Origin of the sequence: Arenibacter echinorum, from assembly GCF_003259375.1 — a bacterium.
In the GTDB taxonomy this organism is placed as follows: domain Bacteria; phylum Bacteroidota; class Bacteroidia; order Flavobacteriales; family Flavobacteriaceae; genus Arenibacter; species Arenibacter echinorum.
The window spans coordinates 819,991-838,320 of the sequence record NZ_QLLN01000001.1; the positions used below are offsets into that span (position 1 = coordinate 819,991).

16 protein-coding genes are annotated in these 18,330 nt (G+C 39.8%); 11 read left to right on the forward strand and 5 right to left on the reverse strand.

Features of this window, described 5'->3' with window-relative positions; genetic code table 11:
* Nucleotides 1-530: 530 nt before the first annotated feature.
* From LV92_RS03455 to LV92_RS03500, 9 genes are all read left to right on the forward strand, one after another.
* Entirely contained in the window at nucleotides 531-1,970 is a 1,440-nt protein-coding gene (locus tag LV92_RS03455; RefSeq protein WP_111622226.1) for a S41 family peptidase, read from the forward strand.
* A gap of 73 nt (nucleotides 1,971-2,043) precedes the next feature.
* Nucleotides 2,044-2,583, forward strand: a complete 540-nt coding sequence (locus LV92_RS03460; protein ID WP_111622227.1) for a dihydrofolate reductase family protein — start codon at nucleotides 2,044-2,046, stop codon at nucleotides 2,581-2,583.
* A gap of 206 nt (nucleotides 2,584-2,789) precedes the next feature.
* Complete coding sequence (locus LV92_RS03465; protein WP_111622228.1) at nucleotides 2,790-3,635, forward strand: alpha/beta hydrolase; 846 nt, start codon at nucleotides 2,790-2,792, stop codon at nucleotides 3,633-3,635.
* Nucleotides 3,636-3,702: 67 nt separating this feature from the next.
* Nucleotides 3,703-4,029 (forward strand): DMT family transporter, encoded by a 327-nt coding sequence (locus LV92_RS03470; protein WP_111622229.1) that lies wholly within the window; start codon nucleotides 3,703-3,705, stop codon nucleotides 4,027-4,029.
* A 552-nt stretch (nucleotides 4,030-4,581) separates the two neighbouring features.
* Entirely contained in the window at nucleotides 4,582-5,520 is a 939-nt protein-coding gene (locus LV92_RS03480) for an SGNH/GDSL hydrolase family protein (RefSeq protein WP_111622231.1), read from the forward strand.
* Between the two features lie 21 nt (nucleotides 5,521-5,541).
* Nucleotides 5,542-6,036, forward strand: coding sequence for a YqiA/YcfP family alpha/beta fold hydrolase (locus LV92_RS03485; RefSeq protein WP_111622232.1), 495 nt, complete (start codon nucleotides 5,542-5,544; stop codon nucleotides 6,034-6,036).
* A gap of 111 nt (nucleotides 6,037-6,147) precedes the next feature.
* Entirely contained in the window at nucleotides 6,148-7,533 is a 1,386-nt protein-coding gene (locus tag LV92_RS03490) for an exonuclease domain-containing protein (RefSeq protein WP_111622233.1), read from the forward strand.
* A 383-nt stretch (nucleotides 7,534-7,916) separates the two neighbouring features.
* Nucleotides 7,917-8,936, forward strand: a complete 1,020-nt coding sequence (locus tag LV92_RS03495) for a zinc-binding dehydrogenase (protein ID WP_111622234.1) — start codon at nucleotides 7,917-7,919, stop codon at nucleotides 8,934-8,936.
* 19 nt (nucleotides 8,937-8,955) lie between these two features.
* A complete protein-coding gene (locus tag LV92_RS03500; protein WP_111622235.1) occupies nucleotides 8,956-9,834 on the forward strand; it encodes an SDR family oxidoreductase in 879 nt (292 codons plus the stop codon).
* A gap of 137 nt (nucleotides 9,835-9,971) precedes the next feature.
* Here the strand turns inward: LV92_RS03500 and LV92_RS03505 are convergent, their stop codons facing one another.
* The 5 genes from LV92_RS03505 to LV92_RS03525 form a co-directional block, all read right to left on the reverse strand.
* A complete protein-coding gene (locus tag LV92_RS03505; RefSeq protein WP_111622236.1) occupies nucleotides 9,972-10,574 on the reverse strand; it encodes a c-type cytochrome in 603 nt (200 codons plus the stop codon).
* A 414-nt stretch (nucleotides 10,575-10,988) separates the two neighbouring features.
* Nucleotides 10,989-12,110 (reverse strand): ThuA domain-containing protein, encoded by a 1,122-nt coding sequence (locus LV92_RS03510; RefSeq protein WP_111622237.1) that lies wholly within the window; start codon nucleotides 12,108-12,110, stop codon nucleotides 10,989-10,991.
* Between the two features lie 47 nt (nucleotides 12,111-12,157).
* Nucleotides 12,158-13,000, reverse strand: coding sequence for a sugar phosphate isomerase/epimerase family protein (locus tag LV92_RS03515; protein WP_111622238.1), 843 nt, complete (start codon nucleotides 12,998-13,000; stop codon nucleotides 12,158-12,160).
* 20 nt (nucleotides 13,001-13,020) lie between these two features.
* Nucleotides 13,021-14,289, reverse strand: a complete 1,269-nt coding sequence (locus LV92_RS03520) for an MFS transporter (protein ID WP_111622239.1) — start codon at nucleotides 14,287-14,289, stop codon at nucleotides 13,021-13,023.
* Nucleotides 14,290-14,836: 547 nt separating this feature from the next.
* Nucleotides 14,837-15,721: an AraC family transcriptional regulator gene (locus LV92_RS03525; RefSeq protein WP_111622240.1), complete on the reverse strand. Its 885-nt coding sequence runs from the start codon at nucleotides 15,719-15,721 to the stop codon at nucleotides 14,837-14,839.
* A gap of 309 nt (nucleotides 15,722-16,030) precedes the next feature.
* On the opposite strand from LV92_RS03525, the gene LV92_RS03530 reads away from it, so the two are divergent.
* The gene (locus LV92_RS03530; RefSeq protein ID WP_211322921.1) at nucleotides 16,031-17,224 is read left to right on the forward strand and encodes a ThuA domain-containing protein; all 1,194 of its coding nucleotides are present in this window, start codon (nucleotides 16,031-16,033) and stop codon (nucleotides 17,222-17,224) included.
* A gap of 23 nt (nucleotides 17,225-17,247) precedes the next feature.
* Nucleotides 17,248-18,297, forward strand: a complete 1,050-nt coding sequence (locus LV92_RS03535) for a sugar phosphate isomerase/epimerase family protein (RefSeq protein WP_111622344.1) — start codon at nucleotides 17,248-17,250, stop codon at nucleotides 18,295-18,297.
* Nucleotides 18,298-18,330 lie beyond the last annotated feature (33 nt).

The following is an 18,330-nucleotide window of genomic DNA, read 5'->3' on the forward strand; positions in this document are numbered from 1 at the left end:
TTTTATGTTGCTATGCAAGCCATTTTCCAGAGGTATGGAATCCACATACCTTTTACAGTAGAAAGTTGATCCCAAGCTCTATTAATAGGTTGATCAGAATTTGAAATAATGTAAGCATAATTGTTTTTGTTTAATTGATTTGTATTGATTGATGAATAAACTCCATTTGTTTTTGATTCGGTGACCATTTGATTCACGGGTATCATTTAGTTCCCTATATCTAAAACTTTAATGGTAAATAATAGGTCAAATTTAGTAACGGTAGGTCATCCCCGAAATAGCATAAACATGTGAAAAAATGTGTTTTAATAACGTTTAGGAACAATTCGCGATAAGTGGGTTAGGGAGTTTAGAGGATGTAACTCGGGCCTTATAAAAAAATATCACATTCTTGTGTGATTGTTAGGTTCTACAGATCGTTAGATCTTTGTATTTAGATAATATCCTTATAAAATAGCAAAGGTAAACTTGGGAAAAAGAATCCCACAAGCCGGTTGTTTAAGAAAGGATCCATTAAATATTCGAAAACTATGAAATCAAAAGCGATATTACAGTTGGCGTTCTTTGTGACCCAATTTTTATGTGTCCCTGTTGTAAGTGGCCAAAATGCCTTTAACCCTTCGGAATTAGAGGAAGATTTTCAACTCTTCAAGACAGCTTTGGAAGAGGCACATCCGGGAATCTACCGGTATGAAACCAAAGCTGCAATGGATGAAAGTTTTGAGTCAATTGTAAAGGAACTCGATAAGCCACTTAGTCAACAGGAGTTTTATAAAATATTGAACCCAGTATTGGCTAAAATTGGATGTGGACATACCAAATTAATGCCTTCGGAGGATAAGGGATTTATGTATTATTACAATATGGAAACTCTATTTCCATTAAAACTTTTTCTGGACAAGAACAAGGCTTACGTGCGCTATAGCTATGATACCAAGGTTAAATTGGAACCTGGAACCGAAATTACCGCTATCAATGGTATAGCTATGGGGGAGATTATTGAAGGGTTATTGAACAATCTGTTTTCTGACGGACACAACCAAACCTTCAAGTACTACGAGCTTAACAGGTATTTTAATGCCTTATTCTCCAATTTTTACTTGGAAGAGGGTGAGCCTCATAACAAATTTAACATCACCTATAAGAACCGCGGGAGGAAGGGCAGTATCACATTGCCTTCGGTTTCCTACCAAAAAGTAATGGAACATGATAGCGCAGAGCAAAACAATATACCCTATGAATTGGAATTCAAGAACGCGCATACGGCCCTCTTGACCATACGTACATTCTGGCCAGACGAGGAGAAATATAATTTTGAGGTTTTTTTAAAGGAATCCTTTGCGGACATCAACGCCAAAAATATTGAAAATTTAATTTTGGACCTGAGGGGAAACGAAGGGGGAAAAGATGCCTTTGGGTCGCTACTGTTGTCCTATTTGGTAAATGCCGAATTTAGGTATTATGACAAACTGGTAGTAGCCACCAATGAAAGATTTTCATTTGGAGACTATGCCCAATTACCTGAAGGTTATGAGCAGTTAAGGGCTTTAATTACCCAAACAGAGGATGGGGAGTTCCGTTGGGAGCACAACGGAAATCTGGCAATACAAACACCACAAAAAGATCCCTTTAAAGGGCATGTTTATGTATTGATAGACGGAGCTTGTTTCTCGGTTACTTCCGAGTTTTGTGCCGTGGCAAACCATCTGGATAGGGTTAGCTTTGTAGGGGAGGAAACAGGTGGTGGATATTATGGGAATAATAGTGGTGCCTTCGCTATAGTTACCCTCCCAAACTCCAAGTTGAAACTAGGAATCCCCTTAATGGCCTATTATACCGCGGTAAAAGATTATGAATTTACAGATAGGGGTGTTATGCCCGATCATCCTATAAGGAATACCATTGAGGAAGTGTTGTCGCCTGGTGATGAGGTGTTGGATTGGACCTTGGGAAGGATAAACAAAAAGTAGGTATGGAAATGATCGAAGCTTGAAGTTGTTTTTCTTTGAAAGGATTTTTTACCTTATTTATATCTTTACAACTATGGAAAAAAGTAACATGGTGTTTATAGGGGCCAGTTTGGATGGCTATATCGCCGATAGGAATGGTGGATTGGATTGGCTTACCTCCATTCCCAATCCCGAGCAATCGGATATGGGTTACAATGAATTTATGACCCAGGTGGATGCCCTTGTAATGGGCCGTAAAACTTTTGAAACAATCTGTGGTTTTGAAGGGGATTGGCCTTATGTCAAACCGGTTTTTATAGTGAGCAGGACCTTGGATACATTAGCTGAGGAGTATTGGGATAAAGCCGAATTGGTCAAAGGAAGCTTAACGGAAATCTTGGAGCAAATTAACAGCAAAGGATACCATAGGCTCTATATAGATGGAGGGGTTACCATCCAGAATTTTTTAAAGGAAAACCTCATTGATGAAATGACAATTACGACCATCCCCATAGTATTGGGAGGAGGAAGTGCTTTGTTTTCTATACTTCCCAAAGAACTGGAATTTGCTCTTGTAGAATCCAAGGTATTTCTAAATCAGCTCGTCCAGAATCGTTATCGGAGAAAACGATAAGCTTGGTCGTGGATTGTACTCTTTATTACCAATTTCAATTCAATGGATATTTCCAGTTGTGGTACGGCATATACAAGTTAAAGTAACTCTTCAAGTTTCAATTGTAATTTAAACCGTAAATAAGTTTTAAGGTTTTCCTATCTTAGGACCATAATTTCAATTTTTGAATGTGGCTGTTCTATTGTAGCCTTTCTAAAAAACGGTCAATGCGCTTAAAATTTATAATTGCACTAATAATAGGTATTGTATTTGGTACTCAAATTGGTAATTCCCAAGATGAAATTCTTTATAAGAAGGTGGATACTACCCAGTTGTTTTTGGAAGTACATTATCCCCCCAATATGGAATCCTCGAAAACTTATCCGGCCATGGTTTTCTTTTTTGGTGGCGGTTGGGTAGGGGGCAAAAGGTCTCAATTTTTGAATCAGGCCAAATATTTTGCCAAAAGGGGGGTGGTTTGTTTTTTGGCAGACTACCGTACTTCAAAAATAAATGGAACAACTCCGTTCGAATCTCTAAAAGATGCGAAATCCGCCGTCAGATTTATTAGAAAAAATGCGGCCAAATTTAATATAGATGTTACTAAGCTTATAGCATCCGGAGGTTCAGCCGGCGGACACTTAGCGGCTGCAACGGCATTAATTGAAGGGTACAATGACCCGGCCGATGACATATCCATTGATTGTATCCCAAATGCGCTGGTACTTTTTAACCCTGTGGTAGATAATGGTCCAGGAGGTTATGGTTATGAAAGAATAGGGGACGCGTACAAAGACTTTTCGCCTCTCCACAATATTAAAAAAGGGGCTCCCCCGACCATCGTCTTCCAAGGAACCAAAGACCACTTAATTCCAGTGGCGACCGCCGAGTATTATAAAATGGTAATGGAAAAAGTGGAAAGTAGGTGCGACCTTAAATTATATGAAGGGGAGGGGCATGGATTTTTTAATTATGCCAATCTTAAAGCCTATAAAAGTACTGTTGCCGCAGCGGATCAATTTTTGGTGTCCTTGGGCTATTTAAAGAAGGAACCAATAATAAACATTGATTAATTGAATTTTCAGGTCAGCGGGGCCTTCGGAAAATAGTATTATAAACCAAAAGGACTAAAGGACATTTATGAATTGGATTTTTCTAATCGTTGCAGGCCTCTTTGAAGTGGCTTTTGCGGCCTGTCTTGGGAAAGCAAAGGAGGCTACTGGTGCTGAGGCGACCTATTGGTATATTGGTTTTTTGCTGTGTTTGGCTGTAAGTATGTTACTATTGGTTAGGGCAACAAGGGAATTGCCCATAGGTACTGCTTATGCCGTATGGACTGGAATTGGGGCGGTAGGGACTGTATTGGTGGGTATATTGGTGTTTAAAGAACCTGCCACCTTTTGGAGGATGTTCTTTATTACCACATTAATTTGTTCCATTATTGGACTGAAGTTTGTGTCCAATTAATTCTAAGTATGTTACCTAACAAGAACTTGGTTGTAGTATGGGTCAATTAATTTACTAATTTTTAAATGAGTCCGGCGAATCGGCTTCTGGTAATCAAATGGGTACACACCCTGATATGGCTATTTTTTGTGGTCGTGATTTTCTATATTTTGTATTCCGGAATTTTTGATGATGTCAATAATTATACTTGGGTAGGTATAGGCTTAATAGTAGGAGAGGGTATTGTTCTTTTGATTTTCAAAATGTTTTGTCCCCTAACCGTAATGGCAAGGAAATATTCGGATTCGGAAAAGGATAATTTTGATATTTTTCTTCCCAATTGGTTAGCTAAATATAATAAGTTGATTTTTACAACCCTGTATGTTGTTGGGCTGATTATAGTAGTGATACGGACTTTATTTTGAGGCTATTTTCTTTGTGGCGTGGATAGTTGCATTGGTCATCATGTAATAAGATTTTAAAAGATAAAAAAGCACTTTCATAAAAATAGGACACACGGTTAGGATTGATAAAAACCGAGAGCGAATACCTAAACATACAAATCGAGCACAAATGATGAATACCAAATTTTTAATAATGCTTCTCTTCTTCTTGGTCGGGTCGCAATTTCATAGTAAGGCACAAAATTCTTATGAAATTCCCCAAGATGTAAAACGAATACTTTTTATTGGGAACAGTATTACCTATTCCGGGCAGTACGTGTCCTATGTAGATGCCTATTTGACCTTGCGATATCCCGATCGGGATTTTGAAATTATTAATGTGGGTTTACCTAGTGAAACGGTATCCGGTCTTTCGGAACAAGGTCATGCCGATGGTAAATTTCCACGTCCAGATCTTCATGAGCGTTTGGAACGCATTATTTCTCAGGTAAAGCCTGATTTGGTATTGGCCTGCTATGGTATGAACGATGGCATTTATTTGCCCTTTGATGAAGTACGTTTTCAAAAATACAAGGAGGGAATCCTTTGGTTAAATAACCAAGTTGTGGAATCCGGGGCTTCCATTGTACATATGACCCCACCCATTTACGATGAACGTATGGGGGAAGCCTATGCCAATGTATTGGACATATATGCGGATTGGCTTATCAGTAAACGATATACTGATCAATGGGAGGTAATAGATCTCCACTGGCCCATGAAAAAATACTTGGAAGATAAGCGTCTTACCGATAATAATTATTTTTTAGCCAAGGACGGTGTTCATCCAAATGATACAGGTCATTGGATTATGGCCCAACAGCTGCTTTTATATCTTGGGGAAGGGGAAGTATCCAAAGCCAATGGTATTGAGGAAGTGGTTTCCCAATTTCACCATGGGGAAGAAATATGGAAACTTGTAGAGGAAGGGCAAAAAATGATGAAAGATGCATGGCTCACTTCCATAGGTCACCAAAGGCCTGGAATGAATGTGGGGCTTACCATTGGGGAAGCTTTGGACAAAAAGGAAATACTGCGGAAGGAGATACGTAATTTACAGAAGAAGTAAGTAAGCTAATTTGCTATTTTAATGAACATACTATACATACATGGCCTAAACGCTAGTCTAAGCGAAGAAAAAAGAACAATTCTAGAGAATTACGGTACCGTGTATTCCCCTACTATCGACTATGAATCGGACAATAATAGTATTGAAAATATAAGAAGGCAATTTGTAGATGAAAAAATAGATGTCATAATGGGTAGCAGTATGGGTGGTTTTGTAGGTTATTATCTGTCCATTACATTTAAAAAACCAGCCTTATTGTTCAATCCGGCCTTGGTTTCCCGTTCGGTAGTACAAAATGTACCGGATTATTTCAATCCCAATCGATCCTTTAAAAGATTGGTCCTGGGGGCAAAGGATGAGGTGGTTGATCCAAAGGACACCATGAAATTTATAGGGGAAAGAATTGCCGAAAATACGGATTACCATATCTCCCTTAGACAGGACTTGGTACATAGGATTCCACTGGACATATTCGAATATGAGGTTCGCTCCTTTTTCAATCATCTATCCACGTAACGACCTACCTTCGGTGAAGATCCAATTTATATATTCAAAACGTTAAATATATGAAAAGCCATTCTGTTGGCTTATTCTTTTTTAATTTTATACTCCAAATTCATATAGTTAGTGTACGCCATAGTTGAAACAGAAACCACAGGATTACGGGGAGAGGATAATAAGATTACCGAAATCTGTATCTTGATTCACGATGGCCAAAAGGTGGTAAGGGAATTTTCTTCCTTGGTAAATCCCGAAGTATCTATAAAATATAGGGTTTCGCGTCGCAATGGTATCAAAGATGATATGTTGCTTAGGGCACCTAAGTTCTATGAGATTGCCAAGGAGGTGGTGGCGCTCACCAAGGATTGTATTTTTATTTCACACCATGTCAATTTTAACTTCAACGGTATTAAAAATGAATTGGTATCTCTTGGTGGTGTTTTTAAGCGCAAGAAGTTATCTACCCTAAGACTGTCCCGCAAACTAATACCCGGCCAACAAAGTTATAGTCTGGGAGCCGTGTGCAACCAGTTGGGCATTAATGTTGGTCATGTTCAAAGCGCCAAGGACAAAGCGGAGGCCACGGCTAGCTTACTTGAAAAACTTTGGGCATTGGACACGGACGGGGTTTTCAATTTCTTTCTGGGACCAAAATCCGGGCAGGCAGGTATTCCTCCGCAATGGCCCAAATCTGTTGTCACCAACTTGCCCAATGTTACAGGTGTCTATTATTTTAAAAATGCCCTTGGAAAAATCATTTATGTGGGCAAGGCCAAGGATATTAAACAACGGGTGTTGAGCCATGTCTATAGCAAAGCTCACAAGGAGATGCGACTGTGTTTTGAAACCGTGCATATAGATTATACACATACGGGAAGTGAGTTGGTGGCTCTGTTGTTGGAATCCGATGAAATAAAAAAACACCTCCCCAAATTTAATCGCGCGCAAAAACGAATCGGATATCGATATGGGATAGGTGCAAGGAGGGATAAAAACGGAATCACAAATCTGTTTTATGACCGATTGAGCAACATGAAATCCCCTTTGGCCTGTTTTTATAACCAAGGGGAATGCAGGATTTTTTTGGAGGAATTGTGCGAGACCTATGGCCTTTGTCCACGGTTTTGCAGTTTACAGCATATTTCAGGGGCCTGTTTTCATTTTCACATTAAAAAATGTCATGGTATTTGTCGAGATATGGAAACTGTGGAAGCCTATAATAAACGCGTTGAAAATGCTTTGATGCCGATAGCCGATGATAAAAATACTTACATTATTAAGACAGCTGGAAGAAACACAAATGAAAAATCGGTAATAGTTGTAGAAAATGGGGTTTATAAGGGTTTTGGGTATGTTCCCTGGAAAAAAACCTTGGGGACTTTTATGGATTATGATAAATTGATTACCCCCATGGCCGATAACAATGATGTCCAAAAAATACTTAGACGATATTTAAGGAGAGGGGATGGGGAGACAATTTTGATAGATTTCCCCGATGAAGTACCAATCTAGAGTTAAAACCAGATTTTAAGGCCTAGCCCATTACGTTGGAAGCTTTAAGATTCATTGCTCGCGGACTAAATAACCAGCCTTGGTTTTCAGGTGTGAAGGACTATAAGGTGTCATTTTGATCCTTTCTTTGGTATGAGGATAAAAAAGAATCAATATTAGTGAAGACCATAGTTTACGGCTACAGTTTCATGGGAATTTGATAATTGACCCAAACAGACCTTTTTTTGCAAGTTTTAAGTTTAATACTTTACATGCTTTGATGTGTTCCTTAAAGAGGGCAGGGCTTACCAAAGGCCACCATTAATTTCCCAATCTATTGTTGATAAGATCCCTTTCCATTTTTTAATTGACTACCTTACTACTCATATCCTATAATTTAAGCAATGAAGGCCGTTTATTTGGTGAAATATGGCAAGTCTGATACAGCCTTTGAAATTCGGGAAGTAGAGATTCCAGTGGTATCCCATGATCAAGTATTGATAAAAGTTGAAGCATTCGGAATTAATTTTGCCGATGTCATGGCGAGGTTGGGACTTTATAAAGGGGCCCCGCCATTACCTGCATTACTTGGATATGAAGTTGTTGGCCATGTAGAAAAATGTGGGAGCAATGTTCAGGATATAAAAGTTGGGGACAGGGTCAGCGCTATTACCCGCTTTGGAGGGTATGCCGAATATGCAGTGGCCCAAAAAGAAGTAGCCAACATTATCCCGGAATCCATGTCCGTGGGAACAGCTGTTGCCTTGGCCACCCAATACACCACAGCTTATTTTTTATCCCATACTATGGCCAATATCCATGAGGGGGATAAGGTACTTGTTCATGCCGCTGCCGGAGGGGTTGGCACCGCCTTGGTACAAATGGCACTGCACAAAAAATGTCTTGTTTTCGGAACCTGCAGTTCTTTGGATAAAATGGACTACCTAAGAAAAAATGGCGTACATCATCCCATTAACTATTTAGAAAATGATTTTGCATCTGAAATTAAAACTATCCTGGGAACAGGAGGATTGGATGTGATTTTTGATCCTGTTGGTGGACTTTCAGTTAGGAAGGGGTATAAATTACTAACGGCAGGAGGAAGATTGTTAAGCTATGGAGTTTCTTCCATGAACAAAACAAAATCGATTTTTGGAAAAATAAGGGTTTTGGCCCAATTCGGAATTTATCACCCACTTCAATTTTTGAGCAATTCCAGGGGAATGATCGGGGTAAATATGCTCAAACTGGGGGAGGATAATCCTGAGAAGGTGGCCAACGCCATGAAGGCCGTTATCAATCTTGCCCAAGAAGGCATTATAAAACCCTTTGTTGGCGGAGAGTATAAAGTTGCTCAAATGGCCGAGGCTCATGAGTATTTGGAATCACGAAAATCCATGGGTAAAATAGTGGTGAAATGGTAAAGCGGAAGGACATGATAAAATGAAGAACCATTCATTAAAGGATAAGGTGGCTTTGGTAAGCGGATCTAGTATGGGCATAGGAAAGGCCATAGCCATTGAGTTGGCTCAAAGGGGAGCGAAAGTGGTTATGAACGGCCGGGAAAAGGATAAACTGGAAAATAGTCGCGAGGAACTGTCCTCAATGGGCTATGATGTAAAAGCATTTATGGCAGATGTACGTCTTCCGGATCAATGTGCCTATCTTATTGATGAAACCATTCGTAGCTATGGGCAGTTGGATATCTTGGTCAATAATGCGGGTATAAGTAGTAGGGGGTCCTTAGAGGAAATGGCCACTTCCAATTTTATTATGCTTATGGAGACCAATTTTAATGGCTCCGCCTATCTCAGTAAATATGCCCTTGACCATTTAAAAAAGACTCACGGACATGTAGTTTTTATTAATAGTGCCGGTGGTTTCAGGGGAATGCCCTATAATTCGGCCTATACAGCATCCAAATTGGCACAGGCGGCCTTAGTGGACGCTTTGCGGATAGAGTGGTATGATTACGGTATTCATGTGGGTATAGCTCATGTTGGCTTTACGGTAAACGATCCCGAGAAAAAAATACTGGATATAGATGGTTCATGGATCTATCTGCCCCAAAGAACAAATGTAAACCTGGCATCCCCCCAATCCGTGGCCAAAAGCGTTTGTGATATGATCGCAAAAAGAAAAAAAAGAATAACCTTAACAAGTTTGGGGATGCTGGCCAATTTAATAATTCGCTATTTTCCCATACTAACGGATTGGATTGTTTGGACAAATAGAGAAAAAATCAAGGAGGAATTTACTTTAATAGGGGGACAAAGAGTGTATGAAAACCCAATATCCTCCACCTTTTCCAAGGAAGATTAGACTTATATTTTCCTCAAGGACCTTCCTGTGAAATTAATCCTAACTAAAATGAAAAGATCATCCGTTCCCAGAGTTGCTGGGAATGGATGTGATAATTAAACCCTAATTTAAATTTATTAAAGTCGTTTAATCAAATCCTATTTGGCTTCCAATGGTTGGGGTGTAGCAAGTATGGCTGCGGGTACTACATTATCAATCGGTTTAATTGTTTTTAAATAGGCAAAAATAGCCTTAAGGTCCTCATCAGGTAAATTCCGATATTCGGTCCATGGCATGGGAGGTAACAGCGGTCTTGTGTTATCCATTCCTTTGAATTTCCCTTCTTTTATGGCCTTTAAGAATTGTGCTTCCGACCAGTTGCCGATTCCGGTTTCATCAGGAGTAAGATTAGCGGCAAAAGAGGTTCCCCAAGGTCCTACGGCGGCAGTAAGTCCCATACTGAACAGCACATAAGATTTTGCAGTTTCCTTGTCGTAAGGTGGCAGGTTCTCTTGGGAAGGGTGCCCGGAGAGCCTTCTTTCCGGATCAACCTCCGGACCTCTCTCGGTCATGATTTTAGGGGAATGACAGTCGTTGCAACCAACGGATGCAACTAATAGTTTACCTCTTGTAACCCTATCTACTACAGTATTAGGTTCTGCTTTTGCCACTACGGCTTTGGCAATATCTTTTTGCTTGGGGGAATTGCAGGCAAAAACGATAATTCCCAACATGCTAAATACCAGATAACACTTTTTCATAATTTTTGATTTAATTAAAATTGAACAGATTATTTGTAGAATTTTTCTAGATACTTAAAAACAGCCATACTTCCCGAGGTTAAGGAGATATGTTAGAACCAACATCCCATTTGTTGCAAGGTATTGTTGGTTAGGTCCAATTATAATGGAATAAAAAAACTATGTACAATCAACCGGCCTGTAGTTTACCGGAAAAGAAAATCAATATCTAAAAAAAATAGAGGGGGTTATTGCAAAAGTATAAAATGAAAATATGGAAGAAAACGGGAGTTGTAGTTACCTACTTTGTTTTAAACCAGTAACTTAAAATTAATAAATATTCCAATACTAAACTGAAATATTTTTGGCAACGTATAAAAAAAGCCAATAGAACAAATTCTATTGGCTTGGTAAAGATTGGTTGGTTAATTGGTATTATTTAAAGTCGGATATTTTTAGTTGTTTTTGATCCCAGTATTCGTCCTTCCTAAATTCATAGGTGGTAGGATTATAGGAACCTACCAATTCAACGTTCGTCATGGTCGGTACAGGTAGATCCAGCGTCCAATACACGGCATTTACGACTAATCTTCGTGTTCCTTCAATAGTGAAATCTACAGCGGAAAAGGCCGTGGATGTAAAGGCCTTTCCTTTTTTTCCTCCAGGAATTTGATAGGTTCTGGTCCATGCTACCGGCATAAGTGGTTCACTTACATCTTTTCCGGCATTGTTGGTCTTGGCAGCTTCATCATCGGTGGGGCGCATTCCATAGAATATATCATTTTCGTCGAATTCGCCTTTCCTGTTCATTACCTTTCCATAAATTATAGGTTGGGAATCTCCGGACATTGGCAGACGCACTTCATAGACATCGGCAGAAGCCCAAACATCTCCGTCTGCAATACTATTCGTAATTCCTGTAGTTTTTCCCGCATCGGTCACAAAACCTTTGGTACTTTGATGTTTGTGATGCCCGTGATGGCTTACCCAATTTTCACCTAGAACAAGTCGACCAAATCCACCTTCCCATTCTTCCATATCCCCTTTATAGGAGTTTCCGTAATGTTTGTAACTGGAGACATCCTCATCTTTGAAATTGAAGGCATGAGTAGCCGTTCTAAGCCCAATTACAGGTTTGCCAGCCATAAGATAATCATCTATCTGTTTCATTTGATCGTCTGGCAAAGCTCTAAACCTTGTAGAAATAATCATTAGGTCCGCACTGTCCAGGGCTTCCAAACCAGGGATGTTTTTTACATAATTGGCGTCTATTATACCAGGGTTGGCCGGATCCTGGGCAAACAGTACGGTACAGTTAAAACCGTGGTGTTGTGATAGGATTTTGGCCAATTGTGGCATGGACTCCTCAGAACGGTATTCTTCATCGCCGGAAATAAGGACTATATGCTTTGCGTTCTTATCACTACCTTCAAAAGTAAGCCATTGTTCAGGTGTATCAGTGGTTGCCACGGTTGCCGTTTCATTTGTTTTGGCCTCTTTTTGCTCTTTACAGGCGAAAAGAAAAAGGCAAATAAGGATAGGTAATAGATTTTTCATTAATTATTTTTTAGTGAATTCATATTGGACGTAAAGAACTGGATTAATTATTTAACTCCCATGCCTTCTTGGATCAATTTCAAGCCTTTGGTATAGATTTCTTCAGAAGGAGAGTAATCCCGCCATACGTTAATTGCATTGGCAAACTCTGGGATAATGGTGCTAAAAGCTTCTATGGTAAGCCAGCCGTCATATTTTACCTCTTTCAAGGCAGTAAAGACTTCATCCCAGTGTACTTGTCCACTGCCGGGCGTACCCCTATCGTTTTCGCTAATATGCACGTGCTTTAAATGGGGAGCTATTGTTCTTATGGCTTCGGCCTGACTTTTTTCTTCAATATTGGCATGGTGTGTATCGAACATGGCGCCCAAATTGGGATGGTTTACCTCCTTGACCATGTTGCCAAGGTCGGCCATAGTATTGTAGAGGTAACATTCAAATCTGTTTACGGCTTCAGGAGTAAGAATAATATTAGCCTTTTGGGCATATTCGGCCGCTTTAAAAAGCATCTCATTGCTCCACTGTTTTTCCTGCAATGTGGGCGGTTGGCGTGTAAATAAGGCAAAGGTGGAATGAAAAGGGCCACAAATAACTTCTACATTGGCAGCCTCGGCCATATCAATGGTCCATTTTAACCGCTCTAGGCCTGCCTCCCTGATCTTCTTATCGGGACTGGCAATATTCTGCTCTGGAGACAAGGCACCTACAGCAGTGACACCCATGTTGATACTGGAAAAATGCTTGCCTAATTTTGTATAATGCTTAAGATCCCCGTCGCCCAAGAACAGCTCAATACCATCATAGCCAGTTTTTTTTAGGGTATCTACAATATCAAAGTGTTGCTCTGTGACATGGTTAGTCCAGAGCAACATATTCATTCCAATTTTCATACGTTAATTTTATGTAATTTCTAATAGTCTGTTACAGCTTGGCCACTAGTAGCTTCTGCGGCATCGGTACTTTTACGTTTTTTTACCCAAAACCACAGTATGGTAAATAGGACGATCAAAATAGCAGGGAAGGCTACCATGGTTCCAAGTGTGGCCTGCCCGGATACAAGTTCCAATTCATCCCCGGTAAATCCTGCGGCAGCTGCTTCGGCCTTGTCAGAATCGATCCATCCCCCAATAATAGGTTGGAATATGGATGAGGAGAACATACCCACAGCACCAATTATAGACATTCCCAAGGCACCACTTTTTGGTATTTTATCAGCTATAAAACCAATCATGTTTGGCCAGAAATAGGCTATTCCCAATGCAAAAAAGATGGCCGCAACATAAGCCATGGTTCCAGTTTGAGTGCTGAAAAGATAGATTCCTATTGTGGCTAGAACAGCTGAACCCAAAAGGACTCCAGTTTGATCGAATTTGTGAACTACTTCACCACCAAAATAACGGGCTACAGCCATTAGTCCTGTAACCAGGGCCAATATTAGCATAGGCTCGGCCCCACTTTTGGACAAAATAAGACCTACCCATTGTTGTGGCCCAAATTCGGAGATAGCCGTAAGGGACATACAAACAATCATAAATATAAACAAGGGGGACAACATAGCTTTAAAATTACCACTAAGAGTGGCAGCCGCTTCGACCTTGGCTTTTGGCCAAGCCTGTCCAAAGTACAAATATGCATAGATTAAGGTCGGAATCATGATAACCCAGATTTGTGTTTCCCAACTTAAACCTGCATCTGTCATAAATTTCGATACAAGACTACCTATTACAATACCTCCTGGGAACCACATATGGAAACGGTTCATCATTCTGCTCATTCTAGTTCCGGAGTATGCGTCCGCAATCATTGGGTTACAGGCCGCTTCGGTGCATCCGTTACCAAGACCTATTAATAAGGTAGAAATGAGGAGGCCTACATAACTGCCGGAATAGATGGTTAGAATTATCCCTAGGGCATGGGCAAAGAATGCAAATTGCATAATGGCCTTTCCACCTACCTTATGGTAGATTAATCCTCCGATAACCATGGATATCGGAAAACCAAAAAACCACATTGAATTGATAAAGCCTAGTTGTTCGGCACTTAAACTCAGTTCCTCTCCCAACTGCGGAAGAATCCCAGCTCTAATACTAAAAGAAAATGCGGTGGTAATTAATGCAAAACAGCTACCGTAAAATAGTCTGTTGGCATTGGTTTTTTGTTGATCATTTGAATTTTCCATTGGATTTAATAGATTTTTGATTAGATGGTGTATAATTTAATTTTTGATTTCAGCGTATAAGTTTAATCTCTTTTTTACAATAATCATAATTTATTTTTAATTGTTTTATCAAATAACAAATTAAAGACTATCTATTTTGCGCTTTTATTATCTGGCCTTTAAAACATTTGTTCAAGAAAAATTCATGACCCTTTCAATCCAAAAAATTAAAAGCTGATAAATTTAAACTTTAAAGATTTTTAAAAATTCCTATATCCTACTAAATAATGGTACTTTTTTATCTTTGTTGTATATTGGTTCCCTGTCCATAAATGCTAACTGCGTTATACCTTATTATATGAATAATGTATAAGGGAGAACTATTTTGGTTTTTATAAGTGGAAATTGCTACTTAATTAGGTAAGGGTAAAATATGCTTATAATTTGTCTGGATTGAGTTTTAAACAACCGTACATATAATCAGGATAAGTGGTTCCCAAGTTTTAGGTCAAAACCTGTAAAATTATAATTAAACCGATAATGTGTGATGCCAATAATTTTTAAACGACTACGATATACTGGTTTTAATATTCAAGAACAATTTTCGATACTCATGGGGGCTCATATGAACGATAGCCTTGAATTGCCTGTTGAAGTTGGATAAGGCATTAAAACCACACTCGTAACTTATTTGCGAAATATTGAAATTATCCTCCAGCAATAATTTTCTTGAATGTCCTATTCGGATTTCATTTACAAAGCGGGTAAAAGTTTTATTTGCCCTAGGTTTAAAATACCGACAAAAAGAGGTCGTGGTCATATTAAGCATTTCCGCTATTTCTTCCAAGGAGATTTTAGTCTTGAAGTTAGACATGACATAGTCGTAGACAATCCGCATTTTGTCGGCGTCATCCCCCTTAAAGACATTGGTGTAACCCGGACTGGACAATAGGTGGTATTCTTCACTATTGGCCAGAAGATCTATTATTTCCAATAATTTTATGATTCTTCTAAATCCTATTTCATTATTGATTTTATGTATAAGTTTATTTATTTTATTTCGGGTCTCTCCATAAAATTCCATACCCCTGACCGAATTCTCCACAAACTTGTTTATATTATAAAACTCTTCCTTGCCCAATAAGGATTCACTAAAGAGATCGTGGTCAAAATAAATTACCAAACCTCTGGTAGACAGTTTGCTGTTTTTGTCAAAATAAGCGTCATCACTGCGCCATAAATGTGGCAGGTTGGGGCCGGTAATGACCAGGTCGCCTTTTTCAAAAGATTGTACATGGTCCCCAACAAATCTTGTTCCTTTTCCCTCTGCAATTAAGGATATTTGGTAATCAGGATGAAAATGCCAATTTGGATTGAAGTAAGGGCCAACGATATCCTTGAAAATAAAAGTTTCTTTTGTTGTTAGTGTTTTTTCGATGTTGGGGGTACTCATAAATTTCCGGTTTGAATTTTATTTTGGCTAATTTAAGACAAAAAAGTGTCATCTTTTAGTAAGATATAGGGAATATTCATGCGGATAGTATTTTAGATTTGTAGAGCTAAGTTTTTATTGTCAGATTTTATCGCGATAAATTTTAAGAATAGTGTATAAAAAGTGATAATAAATTTGGATATTGACAAACAATACAGCTTAGTGTGCCCATTGGTTATTCGTGGAATTTTTAAACATTAATTGCCTCCAACTCAAGAAGGTTTGACATTGGAATAGTTCATGTACCGGGTATTTAATATTTGTATTATTATGTTGGAATCATTAATTTTCGGCTATTCTTTTTTATGGAAGATTACATGGAATGCCATATTTTCTTTGGTTGTGGTTTGCGCGTTTGTTTCCTGCGGAAATAATGATAACAAAGCGGCCGCAATCTTGGGAGGGGAGCATTCGGATCAATTAATGGCGCAAGCCGACCGATCGGATTTGGATAATGATGGTTCCATGATGATTGGGGAAGCTAGTAAAGTTGAAAGGAGTCCGGATGAATACCGTATAACATACAATGGCTCGGAAGGTCCGGGAAAAGGTAAACATATAGTTTTTATAGCTACGGATCATGAATATAGGGGGGAAGAAGCCTTACCTGCCTTGGCAAGGATTTTGGCTAAAAGATATGGTTTTAAATGTACCGTGGTATGGGCTTTGGACGACAAGGGGAATATCTTTCCTGGAGGGTCGGACCTTAAGGGACTCGATGTTCTTAAAGAGGCGGATCTAATGGTAATGTTCTTGAGGTTTGCAAATTTTGAAGATGGGCAGATGCAATATATAGATGACTATCTAAATAGGGGAGGGGCTGTAATAGGATTAAGGACTTCCACACATGCTTTTAAAAATGCCGACAGCCCTAATTGGAAACATTATGACTTCAAATATGAAGGCGAAAAAGAGGCTTGGCACGGTGGATTTGGAGAAGTAGTTTTAGGGGAAACCTGGGTAGGGCACTATGGCAAGAACCATCAACAGGCTTCCATGCTGATAATAGAAGAAAATAATGGAGAACATCCAATAATGCGTGGAGTTCGAAATGCATGGGCGCAATGCGGAGGCTATAATGCCTACCCCCAAGGTAAGGATTTGAAGATATTGGCCAGGGGAAGGGTGTTGAACGGAATGACCCCTGATGCGGCTCCGGACACTAGCAAGGAAGAATTACCCGTTGCTTGGGTTAGAACTTACCAGTTGGAAACAGGTAAGCCCGGAAGGGCATTTACAACTACCCATGGAGCTTCAGAGGATATCCTGAATGAAGGATTTCGGAGAATGCTCATCAACGCTTGTTTTTGGGGATTGGAAATGGAAGATGAAATTAAAGCGGACAATCCGATAGATTTTGTAGGGGGGTATGAACCAACTACATTTAATTTTGAAGGGTACCAGAAAAATGTAAAACCGTCCGACCTTAAGGGTTGGGAATCGGTAATAATGCCAAGAAAATAATAAAACGAATAAAAACTATTGTTATGCCAGAAAACAATTATCCAAAACTCCACAACGCTTCGTGGCCCGGTGTGGTAGGAAAAGGACCTGATTCAGAGCCACCAATTTCTATTGATACCATGATTGAGCTAACTGCCAATGCGGAGGTAGACGGGGTTAAATTTGATGGATTTGACCTTTTTGCAGCGGATCCCCATTTGGATATCGATTCCAATGATGATGGTATTAAAAAATTAGCCGATAAAGCGAGGTCCAAAAACCTCGAAATCGGAAGTTTGGTTGCTCCTGTTTGGGCCGGAACCGGAGGAGGCTCCGCAATGGGATCCAGGGAAGAACGCAATCAGTTTGTAACCCAGGTTCGCAAGGCTTGTATTTTAGGTAAAAAACTGCGTGATCTAGGGATACGTCCCAATGGAGTAATTAGAATAGATTCGTCCGTTGATCCACATAGCTGGGCCGCCGATCCAGTAGCCAATACTAAACTAATTGCACAAACCTTCCGCGAAGCATGTGATGTGGCCGCCGATTATGGGGAGTCCCTAGCTGCCGAAGGTGAAATTTGCTGGGGCGGGATGCACGGTTGGAAGACCATGGTGAACACCCTTGAAGCCGTAGATAGACCTAATATTGGGTTTCAGGCCGATATGGCCCATACCTTGTTGTATCTCTTGGGTTATAATAAGGAGGACGAAAGAATATTGCCCAAAGACTTCGATTGGAACGATAGGGCTACCTTGACCGAAGGCCTTAAGACCGTAACGGCTGCACTTCGCCCATGGACGATTGATTTTCATGTGGCCCAAAATGATGGCACAGTGTTCGGTTCTGGATCTCATGATAAAACGGGAAGGCATTGCCAGGCGACGGATCCAAATGGAAAATTGGACATTGCTGTTGATGCGGGACATTGGTTGCGCGATGAAAATGGAAACCTGACCAAAAAAATCAGACATATCTGTTGGGATGGATGTATGTTTCCCAACGATGTTATGATGCAGCCCAAAACTTGGAACGATATTTTAGGTGCCATGATCAAGGTGCGCCAAATGCACGGGTGGTACGAAGCGCCATAGGATAATAGGCTGAGTATACCTTCGTTAAAGCTG